The sequence below is a fragment of the Enterococcus sp. DIV1368b genome (assembly GCF_050529595.1).
Lineage (GTDB): Bacteria > Bacillota > Bacilli > Lactobacillales > Enterococcaceae > Enterococcus_B > Enterococcus_B mundtii.
Genome location: NZ_CP172883.1, coordinates 553,093 through 572,613, shown reverse-complemented (window position 1 = coordinate 572,613; position 19,521 = coordinate 553,093). Strand labels below are relative to the sequence as shown.

The following is a 19,521-nucleotide window of genomic DNA, read 5'->3' as shown; positions in this document are numbered from 1 at the left end:
GACAAATCTACAGTGGGCCTTCACCAATTCTAACAAAAAAGCCACTATAGATTTTCATCTATGTGGCGGACAAGTCATCTCAAACATCCTTAGCCATCATAGATACAAACGTTGTGTTTGCATCCATGAATGTCATGAATACAAACCTATCTAAAATAGCTAAAGTAATACGTATTCAGTTGTGAATTCAATGTGATTTTCATAAGAAATCGCTCCAAACTGATTTAAGATTGGTTTAAGTATAGATTTCTTTCTGAAATAAGTCAACTACTTTTTCAAATCTTTTTCTCTTTATGCCAATGATCCTTTAGAAGACCGATGTTTTTTTAAAGTTCCTGTTGATTTTTTCGTTGACAAAAAATACGAACATGTGTTCTAATCATGTAGAAGAGGTGACTGTTATGTTTAAAAATCAAAATCCTGTATTTGACTATCATAAAGAACCTTCTAGAGATATTTTATGTATTGATTGTAAGTCGTTCTATGCTTCTGTTGAATGTGTCTCACTTGGATTAGACCCTTTAACAACCAAACTAGTTGTTATGTCGTATCCCGGAAATTCATGGGAAGAACGTGGTAGCGGGTTGATCCTTGCCTCTAGTCCAGCTGCAAAAAAAGCCTACGGGATCACGAATATCAGTCGTGCGCGTGATTTGCCCTTTCCTTATCCCAGTGATTTATATATTGCCCCACCACGAATGGCTTATTATATGGAGAAGAACAAAGAAATCAATGCGATTTATAAAACCTATGCAGACGAAAGTAACCATCATGTCTATTCGGTCGACGAAAGTTTTTTGGATATCACAAATAGTTTGAATTTGTTCGATGCTCCTGATGCCCGGGCACTTGCAAAAAAGATTCGTCAAGACGTTTATGATCAAACAGGGATCTATACCACGATCGGTATCGGTGATAATCCACTATTGGCAAAATTAGCTCTGGATAATGAAGCCAAGGATACCCGAGACATGATCGCCGAATGGCGTTATGAAGACGTCCCTGAAAAACTTTGGCGGATTCCTCAGCTGACAGATTTTTGGGGGATCGGTCGAAAAACAGCGATTCGTTTAAATAAAATGAACATCCATAGCATCTATGAGCTTGCACATGCGGATTACTATCGTTTAAAAAGTGCAATGGGGGTAATTGGTACACAACTTTATGCTCATGCCTGGGGAATCGATCGAAGCTTTCTTGGTGAAGTCTACACCCCTAAATCAAAAAGCATCGGAAATAGTCAAATCCTCAATAAGGACTATACCCGCCGAGAAGAGATTGAAATCGTGATCAAGGAAATGGCGGATCAAGTTGGCACACGCTTACGTCGAGAAGAAGCAAAAGCACAAGTAGTTAGTCTATGGGTCGGTTTTTCTTTAGGCTACACAGATGTTTCAGGAAAAACCGGGTTTCACCAACAGATGAAAATCGAGCCGACCAACGCCAGTCATGTCTTAGCAGAAGCACTATTGATGATTTTTGATCGACATTATCAACGGCAAGATATCCGAAGTATCGGCGTCAATTGTTCTCGTTTAGTTTATGCGACTGGCTTGCAATTGAATCTATTCGATGATCCTAAAGAGCAAGTCAATGCGGCAAAGATTGACTTTGTCGTGGATAAGATTCGACAAAAATATGGATTCAAAGCAATCGTCCATGCACATAGTTTACTGGAAGGTGGTCGAGCAATCGCCCGCAGTTCGCTTGTAGGCGGTCATGCTGGCGGAATGGCTGGTATTGAAGGTGAAGGACATGCGACGCACGAAAAAAGAATTTCTCGATTACAATGAATACCGCGATCGCCCCTTTGGCTTGAAATGGGGAACCGCTTTTGCCATGGATGAACTAGTGAAAGGGATCGAAGAAAATGCAGAAGCCGCCTTAAAAGACCTCCCTTCCCAATCGCAAATGACGAGAGAGGAAATCGACCAAGTACTATTACAGTCCTTTCTCTACCGACAAAAAGTGACCATCCAATTAAACACAAAAGATGAATTTGGTCGATATAGAGAAAATATCGAGGGCGTTTTCTTAGGCGAATGTGATGAAGAATATCTGACGATTGACCAGTACCATATTCTCTGGGAGAACATTCGTCACGTTGGGTTGAAACAAGAAATAAAATGGTTTGAGTTTAGTACCAACAAGACATATGACGAACAAATCTCCCGATCAATCGATTGGAACAAGCCAAAGCAACAAGCTGAACTGCAATTGATCAAAGATGAATTTTATCAATATTTTGAAGAGGAAAATGAATAAAAGGGAGGCGCTACCGATGACAATGGTAAAGAATCATTTCGAGACTGTCATAATCACTGCTTATATTGCCAAACAAGAAATTACGATCCAAACAAAAAAAGGAGAAAACTATCGAGGAACGATTCAAAAAAAGATGACAGAAGATGGCTTTTATGTAAACGAGGGCTTTATCGCTTGGGATGAACTTGATTCGATCGATTTAGAAGAGGAATATTTTCATTTTTGGCAAGAAATCGTCAAGCAAGCGATTGAGTAATTCAGATAAGCATTGGATTCTTCGGCCATTATTGAATGCTATTTCTCTCAACCTAAAAAGCGTCAACCGGTAAACATGTAAAAAAGATTCTACCGGTTGATGCTACTATTCTCGGCAAAGAACGATTCTATTCGTAAAGTTTGAAAGCTTTAGTTCAAATAGTTTGGGTCAGCCAATAAAGATTGGATTTTATTTGTATCAATAATGAATTCTTGTGTCCCCATAGCACCAGGTGCTACCTCGTATTTATCAAAGAAGATAACAAGCTGGTGTTCTTTATTGATATAAAAACTAGGATCTTTTTTTAATAAAAATGAGCCATGATCCTCTAGAGCAAAATAAGTTAATTCTGGATTTTTTTCCATACGATTTTTCATCTGTTCTTCAATTTCCTTTGAAAGAGCAATGAGATAATCATCATTTTTAAATAATAAAGGCAATGACACAATTACCTCATTTTGTTTATCTAACGTGTCAAATTGATTGTTCGTTTGCGTACTCGCAATTGTCTGTTCGATTGAACGATCAATCACTAAAAAACGCTCATCATTGACCAATATGCGATATCCACCTGTTGTATCAATCTGTTGCCCGTTTTTCTTGATTTCTTTCATTCCTTCCTCATAAGCTCGTTGTCCCTCTGCGAGATATTTTCGATTCAACTGGTCATGGATTTCTTCTTTCCCCATTATTTTTGGTACAGCAATCGAGACACCTGCTTTTTCTTCTTGGAATGAATAGGTTTTACCAGTAATGATCGAAACCAACTCTCCGAGAACAGGGATTTCTGTCGCCCATACGCGAAAGTCTCTATTTTGAACACTTGCGAACAAAATAAGTGCTGAACAGGCGATCCCCAAGCTGATACGACTAGCTTTTTTCACTTGTCGTTTCACTTTCACTTTTTTCTTTGCAATCACAAAACGCTTAAAAAGTTCTTCTTCTAGTTGTTCAGGGATTTCACCCGCTTGATACGCCTGATTCATCATACTTATTTTTTTCTTTGTTCCTCCCATTTCGCTATTCACTCTCCTTTATTTTAAAATTTCTTTGTAATTATCTAGCGAGCGATACATTTTTGTTTTCACGGTATTTTCATTTAAATTTAAAATATGCGCAATTTCTTTCAATGTAAATCCCTCAAAAAATTTCAAGATAATGATCTCGCGTTCTGGGCTAGGCGTTTGGCTCAATAATTCTCGTAATTCCATGTAAGAAACATCATTTTGAAAATCGATGAATTCAAGTCCTGGACCGTCTTCCAATTCAAAATTCAAAGGCATTCGTTTATTCTTACGCCAATGATCAATTGCTGTTCGGACTAAGATCTTATAAAACCAAGCTTGAAAATGATCAATCTTCTTTACCTTTGAGAAATCCATCAACGCCTTTTGAAAGCTATCTTGGATAACATCTAGTGCATCCTCCGAACTGTGTGTATAACTATAAGCGATCCGATACATTTTTTGATATTGTGTCTCAATCAACTGTTCTAACTGAGATTCATAATATTTGACTCGATGCTTTTTTGCGATCCGATTAAAAATATTAGACACCTCCCTCTCTCAGAAAAATGATTTGCATTGATTGTTTCACCTCAAATAATATATATGACCCAGTATTTTCGTAAAATCCCTGTTTGCTTCCTTACTTAGTTGCGTATCTTCCCTTCTCTTTAATTCATTTATCTCTATTTCCTTTTGTTTTTCTTCTCTGATTGAAAATGTATCCATTGAATACATCAATAAAAAGAGGCTAGTAAACAGGAACAATAAGACTAGGAAAATTAGCTCTATCGTTAAAAATGAATAGTTTTTGTCATGTTTCATACGCTCACTCCGCTTTCTTTTTTTATACTTAATTAGACGATCGTTTTCTAAGAAAAGTTTCAAAAAAATCAACTTTATTTTGAGCATTCCTACATTTTGAATCACTAACTTTGCACAAAAGACAGTTTGTGAGATTCTGATAAAAGTGTTAAGCTCCGCTAAAAAGCACCAAAACCCCACAATTATTCATCAATGGATTTTGGTGCTTGTTTATGTAGTATTCACTTCTAGAAAACCATTTATTCGTTTTTAGAAAGAGATAGACCGAATGACCAGACCTTTTCAACTTAACATGGAATAAACGCTGCGAATCGAAGAAACCATTATCGACATAAAGAGGGACCCACAAAAATTGAAAAGCAATTTTGTAGGTTCCGCCTTATTTCTCAGAGCTAAACCGATTGCGCCCCAACTAAATGCTATTTTTTTACTTTTTTTAGGACTCGTTCCAATCGTGGCCGATTATAGCGTTGAATCATAATGAATGGGACATTGACAAGAAGCGCATAAAAAACCATGACCCACCCCGCCCATTTTGGATTCCACAAAAAGAAAAGGAACGCTGGCGTGATCAATAGCCAATGCGTCAGCTCTGCTCTTTGTGTTTCGATGATGAATTTCTTCAGTGCGGCGGAATCAGTCTTACCAAGCCTAGATTTATCGAATCCTCGCTTAGCAATCACAGTACCATCTGGCAGCTTATCTTTCCATTTTTTTATCCGAAATTTTTTCTCCCAAATCACTCCTTGCTTTTCAAAAGAAAAGGAACGAAACCAACGACGCTTTCTTTCAAAAAATGAGTCAGCGATTTGGCGGACACCGTAAGAAATACCTAAATGGAAAATAAACCAGGCAAGAATGTCAAGCATCACTAATACTCCAGTGGTCAAATGGATCAGTGGCATAAAAACCTCCTAAAGTTTGATTTTTCTTCCTTTCCAAGTCACTGATTTCAAAAGATAGGTTTGGATCAACGACCACAAAAACAAGAAAAGAAAGAAGATAAAAAAGAACGGAAAAACGAACAAGAAAATCGGCTTGAAATTTCCTACACGTTTGGCAAATACAATACATTGGAGCACATACAGGCAATAGATGACCAGTACAAGCGGCCATTGTGCCATACCAAAAGCCAACACCGTACCAACTCCGCCACTTATCCAGAGGATGACTCCTAACAAAATAAAGGGATTGGTTGCTCTAGAAGCTGTGGCAAAATCCTTTGTCCATCCTTGGATCAATTGCTTGAAACCTTCAGGATACATGCGAAAAGCAATCAACTCTTTCCCACCATATAAATGGATGGGGAATCCTGCCTTTTGAAACCGTTTGGCTAAAGCCATGTCATCTAAGATCCCACTAGGTATATCTTTATGCCCATCGACTTGGAAGTAATCGGTTTTCGAGCATAAGATACACGGCCCGAACGCCCCCGCTGCTTTTAATTTTTCACCTAGCACAGAAAAAGTATTCAACCCTACCAGAATGACCACATTGAAAACAAACGAGAGCTGTTCATAAAAGCGAACAGTTTGATGAAACGGTTGAAGCGACAGCAAGCCACTATTCCCTCTTTTTTCGTATTCATTCAATAGTCTTTCCAAACTATTGTCTGTCTGAAAAAATGTATCTGCATCTAAAAATAAGAAATGCTCACTTTGGGCCTTTGTTGCACCTAACCAACAAGCAGCCGCCTTTCCATGCTGTTCACGATCATTTGAGAAAACTGTTGCATCTAAGTTTTTGGCGATTTCTGCTGTACCGTCAGTGGAAGCATCATCCACGACGATGATTTCTCGTGGTTGGATCGTTTGCCTTTGGATCGATTGTAGCAATTTGGGGAGCGTATTTACTTCGTTACGTACAGGAATAATAATTGAAACATTTGTGTCAAAACGTTTTGCAGAGGTTAGGTTTGTGATGAATGGCAGTCGATAAAAGATACACCAACCTGAAAGCCAAGCGACAAAAAGGACGATCATTATTAGTAACAAAATAAGCCTTCCTTCCTATACATCCGCTTCTCTTCGGGCAATCTTGTCACTCACTTGTTGCCCACTCAAAGTGACCATTGGCATACCTGCACCTGGATTGACTGTCCCACCTACAAAGTATAAGTTGTCATAGCGCTCACTATGTTTTGCATGTTTGAACCCATGATTTTTCTTACGATCAGATACAGTCCCATAGATTGCTCCACGATGGGATAAATAATTTTTTTGGATATCTTCCGGGGTCCAACGATTTTCATAGACAATATGTTTTCTCAAATCCGTTAACCCCATCGTTTCTAATTTGATCAAGATACGCTCCCGAAAGGCATCGTATTCTGCCTCTGTAAATGGTTGATCTTGTAAATAAGGGATGTGCGGTAAAATCTTGATGTTCTCATGTCCTTCGATGGTTTGAGAAGGATCAGTCTTATTGACATTCACAAGATAGATCGTTGGGTCGTCTGGCAACTGATGCTGATGGAAGTTTTGATCAAAGTTTTCTTTAGAAGCATTCGAAAAGAAAAAATTATGATGGGCTAATTGTGGGTATTCTTTATTAACACCTAGATGCAAGACAAAACCTGAACTTGCGGGTTCAAATTTCTTTTCTAATTTCTCTGTAAACGCTGGTTTTTCATCTAATAATTGTTCATAAGCTGGGATCACTTCCATATTCGAAACAAAATAATCTGCTTTGATCACCGTCCCATCCGCTAGTCGTGCCGAACGGATCTGTTCATCCACTACATTTAGTTTTTCAACCTGACAGCCAGTATGGAACGCTACGCCGAGCTCTTTCCCAAGGTTGACGATTCCTTCAGCAATTTTATGCATTCCGCCCGGAACATACCAAATTCCTTGCTCATGCTGCATATAACTCATCATATTTAAAACCGCTGGCGCATCATAAGGAGAGGAACCGACATATTTGCTGAAATACCCTAAGATATCTTGCATTTTTGGATGACTCACACGTTTAGCGATTCCATCATGCATCGAAGAAAAATAATCAAACCCTTTCAACGCTTTGATCACACCATGTTCTTTTAAAATCTCCATTGTCGAATCAAGCCCTTTGTCAAAATAACCGACTTCGGTGGCCGCATAGATTTCCTTCGCATAGTCTAAAAAATCTTGATACTCCATCATGTCTTTTGCAGTCAGCAAAGGATTTTCTTGGGCCATTTTCGTTAAATCACTGTATAGATCAATCGTTGTGTGATCAGGAAAAAAAGAACGCCACTGCAAATCTAACCGTTCGATCGGAATGTAATCTGCCATCTGTTTGCCACTCGTGAGAAACAGTTTTTCAAAAATTTGGGGCATCGTCAAAATCGATGGACCTAGATCAAAGCCAAACCCATTTGCTTCTAAACGGTTCAATTTCCCCCCTAAATGATCGTTCTTTTCATATAGTGATACGTCGAATCCTTCTTGGGCTAAGGAAACTGCTGCAGACAAACCACCAAGTCCACCTCCCAGAACAATGACTGATTTCTGTTTGTTTTTCACAAAATCACCTCTTACTTTCTAAGTCTCAAAGCACATTTTCACAGATGCAAACTCGTATGATCCAACTGTAAAAAAACACTCTATATCTATCTCTATAGTAGCATATCTCTAAAAAAACTTATTTTATTGCGCATTGTATTGTTATAAAACAATAAGAAAGGATAAAAGAAAAAACAGAAGAAACAAACACGTAAGAAACGCTTTGTCTATTCTGTCTTAGGCTAATGGCAACTTCTTATGCGCTGATTCCGTTGCTTCTATCAAAGTATCGGCACAAACAAGCCACTGATCTTCTCTTTGATTTTCGTCCATGCACTTCGCCGTTGCCATTCGTCTTTTTTGACCTTTTCAGCGTGGGCTAAATCTTCTGTAAAATGGACGTTCAATTCATCGATCGTTTTTGATGGACCATAAATGAACATTGACAGTTCATGATTGAGATAAAAACTACGAATATCAAAATTAGTTGATCCAATCGTTGCGACCACATCATCAACGATCATGTATTTACAATGGATAAATGCAGTCGTATCGTAGATCGACACTTCAACTCCTGCCGATAACAAATCATCAATAAACGAGTTCGTCCCATGAAATGAAATCCCGCGATCGCCTTTTCCTGGTATGATCAATTGCACGTTGATCCCACAGCGAGCTGCTCGTCTAAGCGCCCCAAGTGTTTCTTCATCTGGAATAAAGTAAGGCATAGCAATCTTGATCGAATCAACTGCTTTACCAATCAAGTCATTGAAAGAGTCTTTGATGATCCTCTCCTGATCATACGGCCCTCCGTAAACGACCTGTACGATTTCCGAACCTTTTGGTTGTTCCGTTTGTAAGGGAAAATACAGCTCTTGCTGGTTGATGAAATAAGTGATCGTTTCCGTTCCTTCATCGAGAAATAACCAATCATAAACGAAACATTCCTGCAACTCGAGTACAGAAGGCCCTTCGATTCGAACATTCGTATCTCGCCAATAAGAAAACTTTTTCCCGCGTCCACTATACTCATTCCCGATATTCATACCACCAGTGTGTGCAATTTCCCCATCGATCACAACGATTTTCCGATGATTGCGCCAATTGGCTTTGTTACTCAGCCACGGTGAATTCAATAGATCATAGGTTCTTACCTCTACACCATTTTCTCGCATCGTATCTAATAATCGATTCGGGAAAGCAATTGATCCGACACTGTCATACATAAAACGTACTTTGATTCCCTGTCGAGCTTTTTCGATCAAAGCAGCAACTAGTTCTTCGCCAGTTTCATCCCCTTTTATAATATAGAAGAAAACATGGACATGATGTGTTGCCTGTTTGATATCTTGCAACAATGAAGCAAAAGCATCCGTCCCTTCTTTTAACAATGTCAATTGATTGTCTTTTGTGGGATACTTTGCGGAAAGATGGAAAATTTCTTTGGAAAGATCGTGCTTGGCATGAATGATTTCTGAATGTTCCTGAAGAATCTTGGACACCGTTTCTTGTATGTTTCGTTCGTTCTCTAGTTGCTGTTTCGATAACTTGCGTAATCGTGGCTCACGACCAATCAGATAGTACAGCATGATCCCAACGATCGGTAAAAATAATAACGCTAAGATCCAAGCGATTTTAGAGGTTGCTTCTCTTTGATCAAAAATCACTAAATAGCCACAAAGAAGAAAGGCAAACATTTCCACGATCAACCACGCATAAATGATTTGATTCAAAAAAATAATCAGCGAAACAGCTACAAGAATCAATAATATCAATAATATTTTGTATTGTTGCAATTTATTCTTTATCATATTTATCTCCATATTCGCTTGCTTCGTTTTTTTTTACTTCTTTTTCTGTGCCGATCAACGTTAATGGTGACAGCACACCTTATATAGATTATATACGTTATAGTTACTCTAGTGTAAAGGGATCTCTCGTTTTCTTCGCACTTTTTACAGAAAGTTTTCTACTATTATAATAGTGCTTTTCCCCCTCAGTTTTAAGAGGATGAAAAAAATGTGATAATATTCGTCCTCTCACACTCTCTAAAACTTAGTAAATGTATTCAAAAAAGAATGTTAGCAAAAATAAGCCAGAAAACCCCAAGATTTTTGGGGTTTCTGGCTTATTTTTCGAAACTGTATATGGCTGTCACAACTCTTTTTCTTTATTGATTTTCTGGAACACTGCTTAATTCCCATGTTAACGTCGTTGTATATTTCTCAGCTTCTGGATTCGTTCCTTGAGGGACATACAATCCGACACTCTTATGTGCCGATTCTTGATCACCAAAGCGATAGATCCACGTTCCAGTTCCAGATTCTTTATCTGCTTGTAATAAGATTTGTTTCGTATTTGGTAAAATCCTCTGCATGGATTCTTCCTGTAGCTCAGGCGCAGTTCCGCCTTGTGCTGTCGCCAATTGTTGATTACTCAATTGGATTTCCGAACCAAGCAATTCATGACCATTTTGATTACTGAATTGTCCATTCTGGGTAACCGATAATTGCCAACCACTTCGCTCATTGTCCGGTCGACGATCACTGATTTGAACATAATTTGGTCGCTCTTCGTTCTCTTTCACTGTCCCATCTTCATTCAACAATCGTTGAGGTTGGGCATAATAGGTTTGTTCATGAACAGAAATAGCTTGTGAGCCAAAATTGAAGGACGAAATAAAGTCAATACTTAGTTGCCCTTGATCTTCTGGCAATTCTGGTTTATTTTCAGGTTCCACTTCTAATTCTGGATCCAAAGGATCTACCGGTGAGAAAGGTCCTACATCCTCAACGATTAATGTCGTAGCCGGTTCAAAAGTTACATCGTGAAATGTTAAGTCAGCAGCTGGGTTGATATTTCCACATGCGTTATTGGTTTCTGGCGGATTGATCACACCTGCGGCTTTTGCCGAGCCTTCCGCATCTCTTAGAAAGACCTGAATCTCATCGTCTTCTTTTAAAGTTAAGTTAGATAAATTCAGGATAAAGTTACCCTCGTTGTCTACCGTTACATCAGAAGTGTCAAAGATTTGTCCATTATGAGTTGCGGTTATTTCAACCTCTTTGTTTTCAACATATCCCTGAACATGTGTTGCTGTTTTTCCGATGGTATTCAAAGGAAACTCCACTGGTTTTGGTGGGATAATTGGAAAGACGACAACACTATCTATTTTGATATCGTCCGGTAAACTTGGAACTCCAACTTCACCAACACCGCGAAAAGCAGATAGAACGCTAATCCGATCTCCCTCGTTTAAAAGATCAGGTAATTTTATTTCAAATATCCCCTCTCTATCTGCTTCACCATAGATACTATCTACTTTAGTAACTGCTCTATGTGTTTCTTTTTCTCCAGTAAGTCGTTCAATTTCTATCTCTAGTTCTACCTCGCCTTCAAACGCTGATCTATAGTCACTCCCTTCCGGAATACTTACATGACCAAAAATAGACTTATCTGCATTGGTAGGAACTCTTAATTCATCTACAACAGCACGTGCGTTATTTGCACTAATTCTACTATATGCAGTCATTCCAGCCGGTCCAAAAGTACTTGTATTAAATGATTCCGGATCGCTAGTCTTTCTAATAGTATTAAAATTGCTTCCCGTTAATTCAAAATCAACCATATTCCAATACTTTTCTGCTTCAAGATCAAAATTAGAACCATTAGCCCATGCTGCAAAATTAGAATTTTTCAAATCAAATATAGAGGATGCCGATACACTGTATATATTGCCTCCGTTTGGACGTGTATTTTTAAAATCAAAAAAAAGTGGATTATCAATAGTTATATTACTAATTGAACCATTAAATATTGCACCTGATGCAGTGCTCGATCTTCCAATTGCTGTAAAACTAGTTCCTTCCCTAACATTGATTTCCATCGAACTGTTACCACCAATAGCAGGTCCAAAATCAGAGACAATATTTACTTCTGTTCCCACGCCACTCAAATCAAAAACTCCACCATCATTAGCAAATTCTATCCCTTGATTCGCCGAATTATTAGGTGATCCGTTTCCACCATTGTACATTTGTAATTTACTATTTCCTTTTACAAAGAATTGACCATCCGCACGAAATCTTACTGCCGGAGCAGCTCCTTCTTCAGCCTCAATAATAACAGTACTATTATTATCTATATCAAATCGAGAACCTCGGCTTGCAGCCCCATAAAATCTAACTGTTGCATCATTTCCATTAAGAAGAGAAGAGTAAAGTTCCATTTTAGAGCCATTGTCTACCAAAATTCTTGAATTCGTAGCAGTATCATAAAGAAGCGCACTAGTTTGAGGGGCTTCTATTTTCAAAGATGCTCCATTGTTAACCTCAATAAGCGATTCATTTGAATCTAGTCTGATAACCCCTCCGTATCTACCAGAGCTTGTTGAAGTTGTATTAATAGAAACTGTAGTGTCTTCATCCGTAATTTGAACTACCGGTAATACGCCTGAAATTTGTGCTAACTTTGCTTGCAGGTCCATACTTACTTTACTTCCATTTCGAGCAAAAAAATTATTGACTCGGAAGACAGCATCATCACGCGCATTCATAGTCGACCTATAAGTATTTTCGCCACCTATATATCCTGCCTTTGCATTCGGTGCATTAACTAAACCAGATACATTCCCATTTCCTGTATGAACATTTTCAAAATTTAATGTCCATCTTTGACTGTTGGCTGCTGTACCTGTAAAAATTGCTGTAGTTCCCGGTTTTGTTATTGTTATATTTCTTAAAGTAATTGTCGTCTCTACGCTCACTGCTCCAAGTGTGAATCCAGCAGTATTATTGGCAAAATTTATCGACCATCCTTGTCCGTCAATTTCTATATTTCTGTTGATCGTACCTGCCGCTCCAGCGTTTCTGACTATGTCGTTTTCCAAAATAATTTTTTGTACATCATCGTTACTTATGGCTTTTTGAAATTCTTCCCATGTTGAAACACTTACGAAAGGCTCTTTCTCCTTTGTTTGTTGATTCTGCGGAGCTTCTTCCTTAGGCTCATCTACTTCTTCGGATGTCTGATCATCCTCTTGATTTTCTTCTATTATATGTTCTCCCTCTTTTGATTCCTTTTGTCCGCCTAGCTCCTCATCAGGGGAGTCACTTTCTTCAGCTGGAAGTTCATCACTGATTGCTTCTGGCTCACTGATTTTTAGCTGAGTTGTCGTTTCTTCCACAGACAGTTCATAGTTTCCTGTCTTGTCAAATACCAAAGGAAGAACAAACGTATTTTGCGCATGTTTTGACTGAACGATCCATTCATGAGGCTGCTCTCCTTGTTCGATTGAAATCCCTGCCGACAATTGGTCTTGGATAAGCGTTGCTTCTTCTGGTAAGATCACTCGTGCCTCTGACACTTCTTGATCAGAAAAGAACGTCACTTGTAGCGGAACTTTTATCGTTCCTTGCAATTGAGATTGAGAAAAGAAAAAGTTAGGATTACTGGATAGTTCTTTTAAGGAGTTTTGGATAGCAGGACGTTCCATTGGCTCATGTTCCACATTGTCCATCGTGGTTTCTGCGTAGACCATGCCTATCGGTATAGTTACTGTTTGTATCACTAAAATTGTCGTCCCTAAAAAAAGCATCGTTCTTCTTAATCTTGAGGGCATTGTATTCACTCCTTCTCATTACTCTTATTCGGTTGCTCTTTTTTTCTTTTATGGATTAGGTAAAGAATTATTCCAAGCAATAAAACAAGTAACATGATTGAACCAATCATCCACCAATTAATACTCGTATCGACCATAACATCCGCTCGATTCAATGCTCGTGCTTCATCTGCTTCGATCGTAAAGGTTCTTTCCCATTGCCATTCGTCTTCCCCAGAACGCGCCGTCATTTTCAATACGTAGTCACCACTGCGAAAACGATCACCTTCCAAAGAAATCGGGAAATTAAAATTCGAATTTGGTGCCATTTGCATCTGTTCTTGACTGGCTTGGTATAAAATCTCTTCTTCGCCCACTTTTTGAACCGTAGCTTCGACTTCTAAGCGATTCACGAAGGTCGGGGTGAAGTTTTGTAGATTCGCACTGATCACATTGCGATAGTTGAGTTGGTCAGCAAAAACATCTAACAACTCTAAATCCGGTTGTACAGCATCTTGTTTGTTGCTCACAACCACACCGATGATATACGCAAACTCATTTTGGATGGCGACACCTTCTTCATTACTCGTTTCTTCTGTTGCTTCTTCTTTGACTTCTGACACTCGTAATCCACCCGCTAATAATCCTTCAAATTCTTCTGTAGGCATGTTCAAGTCAAGCGTAACGGTCTTTGTTTCATTTCCAGCAAGCTCAATGATTTCTGGTTGTTCAATCAACTCAGCCAACGAATGTTTGAGCGTTGGATCTGCTTCTTCCGCATCTTGTCCATATTCTACGACCCCCATCACGTTGGTATAAGCAGTATGTGGCGTGATTTTGATTTTCTTTGCCTCTGCGTTTGCGTTTTGTAGTTTCAACGTTAGCTTTTCTGTCGTGTCTGGTGCAAGATTTAATTGAAAATAACGATCATTTCCTGATTTTTGATTTTCTGAGAACTCAGGCGTTACATAAAAATTCAACGTTCCTTCTTCCGCTCCAACCAACATGGGAGCCATCAGGTTGACAACCATGACGAGTAATACGATTCCCACTTGTTGGATTTTATTTTTTCGATATGTACTTGTCTTTTTCATAAACTTACCCCTTTCTTTAAAGGAGGTAGCGCTACAAAATTGTAACGCTACCACATTCACTTCTATAAACTAAAATCGGTTGCTTCTTAATGATTATGATTCGTTATGTTACTCATATTTTTTATCTTGTTAATTTACACCACTAACATCAGGTGTATTGGATAATTCCCAAGTTAGTGTTGATTTGTATTGAGTCGCATCTTTTGCTGTAGAACCCGGAACAAATAATTGGATCGCATTGTTGGTTACCACATCAACCTCATCGTTCGCCTCTTGTGCATCCAAGTCTGCTTGATTTCCCCAAACGACTGAAGATACACCTGCACCTTTATCTTTTTCTGCTTTCATCACTGACACAGCAGAAGCATTTGGCAACAATTTCAATTCGCTCGCATGAGCCGCTGGGGCATTCTCAGGCGTACTTCCTTCATACTGGATTCTTGGATCCAACAATGAAATTTCTGCACCGAGCAATGTATCATTTGTTGTATTCGTTGCTTTAAAGTCGGTCATGCGTACTTGCAGATTCCAACCAGCATTCGTTCCACGGACATCTTGTACTTGTGCAAAACTGACATAAGGGACTTTGTTTTCTTCACCAGTTGTTCCCTTTTTTTGTTGTTTTTCTGCAACCATATTGTATGTTCGATCTTGATTTGAAATGACTTGTGAACCGAAATCCATTGTGACAGCTTTCATGATCGATAAAGGTCCAGTTGTTCCTGGCACTTCAGGCTCAATCTCGACATCTGGTTCTTTTACTGGCGGAACAACGACTAGCTCTTCATCTTCATTTGGTGTAAATTCAATCGTTCCATTAGTTGTTACATTACGCACTTCTTTTGATGTGTCTGTGGAACCATCTTCTGCAAATACAGTCATACCTCCGGCAAAAACTGTTGATGATAAGGCTGCAATTGTTGCTAATCTCACTAATTTCATTTATACACGTCCTACTTTCTATGATTGTTTTTTCTTTTTGTATTTCCAAAACCAAAAACTAAGTGTCACTATCACAAGAAAAACCCCTAAAATTATCCAACTACTCATTTGTTGTGCATTCGTTTTTGGCAATCTTCTGTGACTGGCATCTCTCTCCTCTGACGGTTGTTGAGCGATTTCTTTTGGGAAATCTGGTTTGATTTCGACTTCTGGCGCTGGTACTGGATCTCCAGGCATTTCATACACGCCTGTAAAACCGACTGTCCCCTCTGTTTCAACCGATCGAACCTCTGTCCCGTATACAACCAACGGTGCATAACATTGAATAAGTAACATACTCAGGCTTAGTATGTATTTTTTTTTACGATTCATTTCCCTCCTCCTATAACCTTTCTCACATAATAGTAATTATCATTACTTTCTGCATAAATAAGATTAACGTAGCGCAAAAAGAAAAGAAATTCATATTTTTCACTAACTAGTGAAGTGGCTTGTTCCTACTTTCACTATGTGACTTTGATAGATTCGCTCTTTTAGTTGCACAACAAAAAATCGATGAAGAACCGCGGAGATCAGTTAATCTCTTTAGTTACTTCATCGATTAATGTCGTTTTTTACTTCTTACAGCATACTATTGAGTAAAGGATTCAACTGAGTAAAAATGTTGACCCAATCATTTCTATTAGGGACTCGATTGATCAACAAATAGTCCTTGTTCAACTGGTAATCCAATAAATAAGGACGATAATTCGTTACGATCAAATCAACATGCTCAACGTTCAAACGTTCTTCTGTTAATTCATGTAACGGAACAAACAGCACATGATGCTGCTTCGACAACAGTTGATTGGCTTGGACTTTGATCAACTGAACGAGTAAATGATTACCTTCCAAAAGAAACAACACTGTTTTCTTGGGTGAATAATAAGAGAACAAGATTTCTGTATACATCGTTAAACTTGCTATGATATCTTCTAAATATTTCTCTGAGAAAGACAGCAATGATTGGTTTTCATGAATAAATTGTCGATTTTTCTCATAGGCTAAACCATAGAGATCTTTGATGATAATAATTTCTTCACTTAACAATTTATTCAGTATTGGTGCCATTTCATTATTGATTTTCCTCCCCAGAAAAAAGGCAGAAAGAAAGGTGGATAATATGGGATCAGTCTTTCGGTCGATGTTGAATAATTGGAAGTAAGATTCAATCACTGGTTCTATTTCAGGCCACTGATTATACTTCTCCAAAAAGACAGTCTCTTGCTCGATATGATCAATTGTTCGTTTGCTGATTATGATCAAAAAAAGCCAAATGATTTCATCTTGGTGGATCGAAATACCATACTCTTTTTTGATCAGTGGAATCAATTCGGACATCAATAAAAAATCTGTCTCATTGCTAAAATCGATCTCTTTTATCCTACGAGGTAAAGAGATGATATGCCCATTCTTATTTCTGATCATCGTGATATACAAACAGTAATAAAATCCTGTGACCATGATCCCTGTTCCTATCTCATACTTACCAAGACGCTCACCTAACTTATCCAAAAACATTTGGTGGATACTTTCCGGGGGATAGACCGTATACGGTGTTGGTTCTCCTTCATAAAAAAAATCAAAAAAAAACTTGCGGATATTTCCTTCTTTTCCCACAAGGTCCACTGGTTTTAAGCTAAGTGAAAGCTGATATTCTTTTAAAACCTCTTTGATTTGAGCGACTGATCGTAGCATCGTACTTTCTGAATAATTATAGCGATCAGCTAATTCTCCGACAGATACTAGTTCTCCATAAAAAATGTCACTGATAATTTCAAACCAAATCTCCGATTGTAACAATGCTTCTTTGTCTTCATGATACAGTCGTCGATTTTTTTCTTTAAAAAAATAGCCAGTGGTATTTGACTCAAAAATCGCACTCTCTTCAAAGTAATTTTTCAGTTCACTGACATCTTTTAGGATTGTCCGTTTAGAAACACCAAGTTGCTGTGACAATCCGACAATCGTAAACATATTCTGTTGTTCGATCACATTTAAAATCCGCATCCACCTTTCTGTAATCGTATTTGTAATAAATTTTAACTGTAACTCTCGCATTTTTCACACCTCTTTTGCTTTTTATATCTATTCTTAAAAAAAAATAGATTGTAAACATGTATATCAAAAATTATGTGAAAATACTAATAATAAATAAGTGAATAAACTAAAAAATAACATGCTTATGATGACTTCCTATAACAAGTTGACAAGTTTAAACATATTATGTTACACTTGAATTAACAAATTGAAGGAGGTCACTATGCGAGAAACATTTTTAGCGTTATTACGCGATTCCACGCCCCTATTTACGACATTACAAGAAGAAAATCGTCAAGAAATCGTCAGTTTGCTAGTAGAAAAAGGTGGTTTAAGTGTGACAGAAATCACAGAAGAAATGTCTATTTCTCGCCCCGCTATTTCTCATCATTTAAAGTTGCTTTTACAAGCAGGGATTGTGTATGTCGAAAAACGTGGCAAAGAGCGGATCTATTATTTAGATGTTGCTTGTATCAAACGTAACTTGAAAGGATTTATGCAACTATTAGAAAAAATATAAAAAGGCTTCGGCCTTTCTTTTTAAATAAATAGGTTCATAAGTTCGAACATATAAATATATTAAAAGGAGAAAACGGATGATCAACCAACTTTTACAGGATCAACAACATTTTTTTGAAACAGGAAAAACAAAATCAATCGACTTTCGATTAGCCCAATTAATCAAACTGAAACAGGCGATGCAAGAAATAGAGATTGAATTGACACAAGCATTATTCAAAGATTTGCGAAAACCAGCACACGAAGCATATGTCACTGAAATTGGTGTTGTCTATCAAAGTATTTCTGAGATGATCAAAAAATTAAAGAAATACGCCAAGCGAAAAACCGTTCATACACCGATTTATATGTGGGGGAAAAGTTATCTTGAGTATGAACCTTATGGACAAGTGTTGATCATTGCTCCTTTCAATTACCCTTTTCATTTAGCTATTGAGCCACTGATTGGGGCAATTGCTGCAGGGAATACGGTGATTTTGAAGCCAAGCGAATTAGCACCAAATGTGGCTAAAGTTCTGACAAAGTTGATTCATTCAACTTTTGACAAAACATACATTGCCTCGGTCGAAGGTGGTGTGGACGTAACGACTGAATTACTCGCACAAAGATTCGACTATATTTTCTTCACTGGTAGCGTTCCTGTCGGAAAGATCGTGATGAAAGCTGCTGCCAAACACTTGACTCCTGTCACTTTAGAATTAGGTGGAAAAAGTCCCGCGATCGTTGATGATACTGCTAATTTAAAAGTAGCAGCAAAGCGCATCGTTTGGGGAAAATTGCAGAACAACGGACAAACTTGTATTGCGCCAGATTATGTTTTAGTGTCCCGTAAACGAAAAGACACATTGATCAAAGAAATGATTATTGCCACGAAAGAATTTTATGGTTCTGATATCCGAAATAACACAGACTATGGCAGGATCATCAATGATCGCCATTTTATCCGATTGCAACAGATGTTAGAAGCTGACCACTCCTTTATCGTATTTGGTGGTGAAACAGATCGGGAAGATTTATATATTGAACCCACCATTTTGGATTTACCTAGTCATGATGCCGCAACGATGCAAGAAGAAATCTTTGGGCCGATCTTACCAATCTTGACTTTTGATACCATCGATGATGCGATTTCTCAAGTTAAACAGTATGAAAAACCTTTAGCACTATATCTATTTACAACATCGAATCGGAAAAAAGAACAGCTCATGACCGCTATTTCATCAGGAAATGTGACGGTCAATGATGTTCTGAAACATGTAGCCAATCCTCATTTACCTTTCGGTGGTGTAGGAGAATCTGGTATCGGTGGCTATCACGGAAAATATAGTTTTCTTACCTTTTCTCATCAAAAAGGAGTCTATGAAAATCGTTCAACCTTCAACGTTCCTGGATTATTCCCACCTTATTCAAATCGGTCGTTGAAACTTTTAAAAAAAATACTGAAATAAAAGGA

At 38.1% G+C, this 19,521-nt stretch carries 16 protein-coding genes; 5 read left to right on the top strand and 11 right to left on the bottom strand.

What is annotated here, in order from left to right:
* The first annotated feature begins 401 nt into the window (after positions 1–401).
* Genes IGJ19_RS02665 through IGJ19_RS02655 form a run of 3 tightly spaced genes read left to right on the top strand, consistent with a single transcriptional unit; the run spans position 402 to position 2,521 of the window.
* A complete protein-coding gene (locus IGJ19_RS02665) occupies positions 402–1,793 on the top strand; it encodes a Y-family DNA polymerase (protein WP_062805667.1) in 1,392 nt (463 codons plus the stop codon).
* On the top strand, positions 1,756–2,265 hold the full coding sequence (locus IGJ19_RS02660; protein ID WP_115357289.1) for a hypothetical protein: 510 nt from the start codon (positions 1,756–1,758) through the stop codon (positions 2,263–2,265). The genes IGJ19_RS02665 and IGJ19_RS02660 overlap by 38 nt, the downstream gene beginning before the upstream one ends.
* Before the next feature lie 16 nt (positions 2,266–2,281).
* Positions 2,282–2,521 carry a hypothetical protein gene (locus tag IGJ19_RS02655; protein ID WP_086334316.1) on the top strand — a complete coding sequence of 80 codons (240 nt, stop codon included), beginning with the start codon at positions 2,282–2,284 and terminating at the stop codon, positions 2,519–2,521.
* Between the two features lie 149 nt (positions 2,522–2,670).
* Here the strand turns inward: IGJ19_RS02655 and IGJ19_RS02650 are convergent, their stop codons facing one another.
* The 11 genes from IGJ19_RS02650 to IGJ19_RS02600 form a co-directional block, all read right to left on the bottom strand.
* Positions 2,671–3,537, bottom strand: coding sequence for an RsiV family protein (locus IGJ19_RS02650; protein ID WP_115357288.1), 867 nt, complete (start codon positions 3,535–3,537; stop codon positions 2,671–2,673).
* Positions 3,538–3,555: 18 nt separating this feature from the next.
* Positions 3,556–4,077, bottom strand: a complete 522-nt coding sequence (locus IGJ19_RS02645; protein ID WP_108173526.1) for an RNA polymerase sigma factor — start codon at positions 4,075–4,077, stop codon at positions 3,556–3,558.
* A gap of 692 nt (positions 4,078–4,769) precedes the next feature.
* On the bottom strand, positions 4,770–5,255 hold the full coding sequence (locus IGJ19_RS02640) for a glycosyl-4,4'-diaponeurosporenoate acyltransferase (protein WP_074801627.1): 486 nt from the start codon (positions 5,253–5,255) through the stop codon (positions 4,770–4,772).
* A 9-nt stretch (positions 5,256–5,264) separates the two neighbouring features.
* Positions 5,265–6,344 (bottom strand): glycosyltransferase, encoded by a 1,080-nt coding sequence (locus tag IGJ19_RS02635; RefSeq protein WP_142433665.1) that lies wholly within the window; start codon positions 6,342–6,344, stop codon positions 5,265–5,267.
* Positions 6,345–6,359: 15 nt separating this feature from the next.
* Positions 6,360–7,856: a phytoene desaturase family protein gene (locus tag IGJ19_RS02630; RefSeq protein ID WP_430604389.1), complete on the bottom strand. Its 1,497-nt coding sequence runs from the start codon at positions 7,854–7,856 to the stop codon at positions 6,360–6,362.
* Positions 7,857–8,116: 260 nt separating this feature from the next.
* Positions 8,117–9,646 (bottom strand): cardiolipin synthase, encoded by a 1,530-nt coding sequence (gene cls / locus IGJ19_RS02625; RefSeq protein WP_086334310.1) that lies wholly within the window; start codon positions 9,644–9,646, stop codon positions 8,117–8,119.
* A 359-nt stretch (positions 9,647–10,005) separates the two neighbouring features.
* Positions 10,006–13,455 carry a WxL domain-containing protein gene (locus IGJ19_RS02620; RefSeq protein WP_430604388.1) on the bottom strand — a complete coding sequence of 1,150 codons (3,450 nt, stop codon included), beginning with the start codon at positions 13,453–13,455 and terminating at the stop codon, positions 10,006–10,008.
* Between the two features lie 5 nt (positions 13,456–13,460).
* The gene (locus IGJ19_RS02615; protein WP_430604386.1) at positions 13,461–14,528 is read right to left on the bottom strand and encodes a DUF916 and DUF3324 domain-containing protein; all 1,068 of its coding nucleotides are present in this window, start codon (positions 14,526–14,528) and stop codon (positions 13,461–13,463) included.
* A 129-nt stretch (positions 14,529–14,657) separates the two neighbouring features.
* Entirely contained in the window at positions 14,658–15,470 is an 813-nt protein-coding gene (locus tag IGJ19_RS02610) for a WxL domain-containing protein (protein ID WP_161642570.1), read from the bottom strand.
* An 18-nt stretch (positions 15,471–15,488) separates the two neighbouring features.
* Positions 15,489–15,842, bottom strand: a complete 354-nt coding sequence (locus IGJ19_RS02605) for an LPXTG cell wall anchor domain-containing protein (protein ID WP_074801651.1) — start codon at positions 15,840–15,842, stop codon at positions 15,489–15,491.
* A 249-nt stretch (positions 15,843–16,091) separates the two neighbouring features.
* Positions 16,092–17,570 (bottom strand): helix-turn-helix domain-containing protein, encoded by a 1,479-nt coding sequence (locus IGJ19_RS02600; protein ID WP_074801654.1) that lies wholly within the window; start codon positions 17,568–17,570, stop codon positions 16,092–16,094.
* Between the two features lie 202 nt (positions 17,571–17,772).
* Here IGJ19_RS02600 and IGJ19_RS02595 point away from each other — a divergent pair, with 202 nt between their 5' ends.
* Positions 17,773–18,069, top strand: a complete 297-nt coding sequence (locus IGJ19_RS02595; protein ID WP_010736298.1) for an ArsR/SmtB family transcription factor — start codon at positions 17,773–17,775, stop codon at positions 18,067–18,069.
* A 76-nt stretch (positions 18,070–18,145) separates the two neighbouring features.
* Entirely contained in the window at positions 18,146–19,516 is a 1,371-nt protein-coding gene (locus IGJ19_RS02590) for an aldehyde dehydrogenase (protein ID WP_430604385.1), read from the top strand.
* Positions 19,517–19,521: the final 5 nt, after the last annotated feature.

Bases quoted from the DNA above. Each gene is read 5' to 3' on its own strand.
- cls (WP_086334310.1), bottom strand. From the start codon at position 9,646: ATGATAAAGAATAAATTGCAACAATACAAAATATTATTGATATTATTG.
- IGJ19_RS02665 (WP_062805667.1), top strand. From the start codon at position 402: ATGTTTAAAAATCAAAATCCTGTATTTGACTATCATAAAGAACCTTCT.
- IGJ19_RS02590 (WP_430604385.1), top strand. From the start codon at position 18,146: ATGATCAACCAACTTTTACAGGATCAACAACATTTTTTTGAAACAGGA.
- IGJ19_RS02605 (WP_074801651.1), bottom strand. From the start codon at position 15,842: ATGAATCGTAAAAAAAAATACATACTAAGCCTGAGTATGTTACTTATT.
- IGJ19_RS02615 (WP_430604386.1), bottom strand. From the start codon at position 14,528: ATGAAAAAGACAAGTACATATCGAAAAAATAAAATCCAACAAGTGGGA.
- IGJ19_RS02620 (WP_430604388.1), bottom strand. From the start codon at position 13,455: ATGCCCTCAAGATTAAGAAGAACGATGCTTTTTTTAGGGACGACAATT.
- IGJ19_RS02660 (WP_115357289.1), top strand. From the start codon at position 1,756: ATGCGACGCACGAAAAAAGAATTTCTCGATTACAATGAATACCGCGAT.
- IGJ19_RS02610 (WP_161642570.1), bottom strand. From the start codon at position 15,470: ATGAAATTAGTGAGATTAGCAACAATTGCAGCCTTATCATCAACAGTT.
- IGJ19_RS02595 (WP_010736298.1), top strand. From the start codon at position 17,773: ATGCGAGAAACATTTTTAGCGTTATTACGCGATTCCACGCCCCTATTT.
- IGJ19_RS02655 (WP_086334316.1), top strand. From the start codon at position 2,282: ATGACAATGGTAAAGAATCATTTCGAGACTGTCATAATCACTGCTTAT.
- IGJ19_RS02640 (WP_074801627.1), bottom strand. From the start codon at position 5,255: ATGCCACTGATCCATTTGACCACTGGAGTATTAGTGATGCTTGACATT.
- IGJ19_RS02650 (WP_115357288.1), bottom strand. From the start codon at position 3,537: ATGGGAGGAACAAAGAAAAAAATAAGTATGATGAATCAGGCGTATCAA.
- IGJ19_RS02600 (WP_074801654.1), bottom strand. From the start codon at position 17,570: ATGCGAGAGTTACAGTTAAAATTTATTACAAATACGATTACAGAAAGG.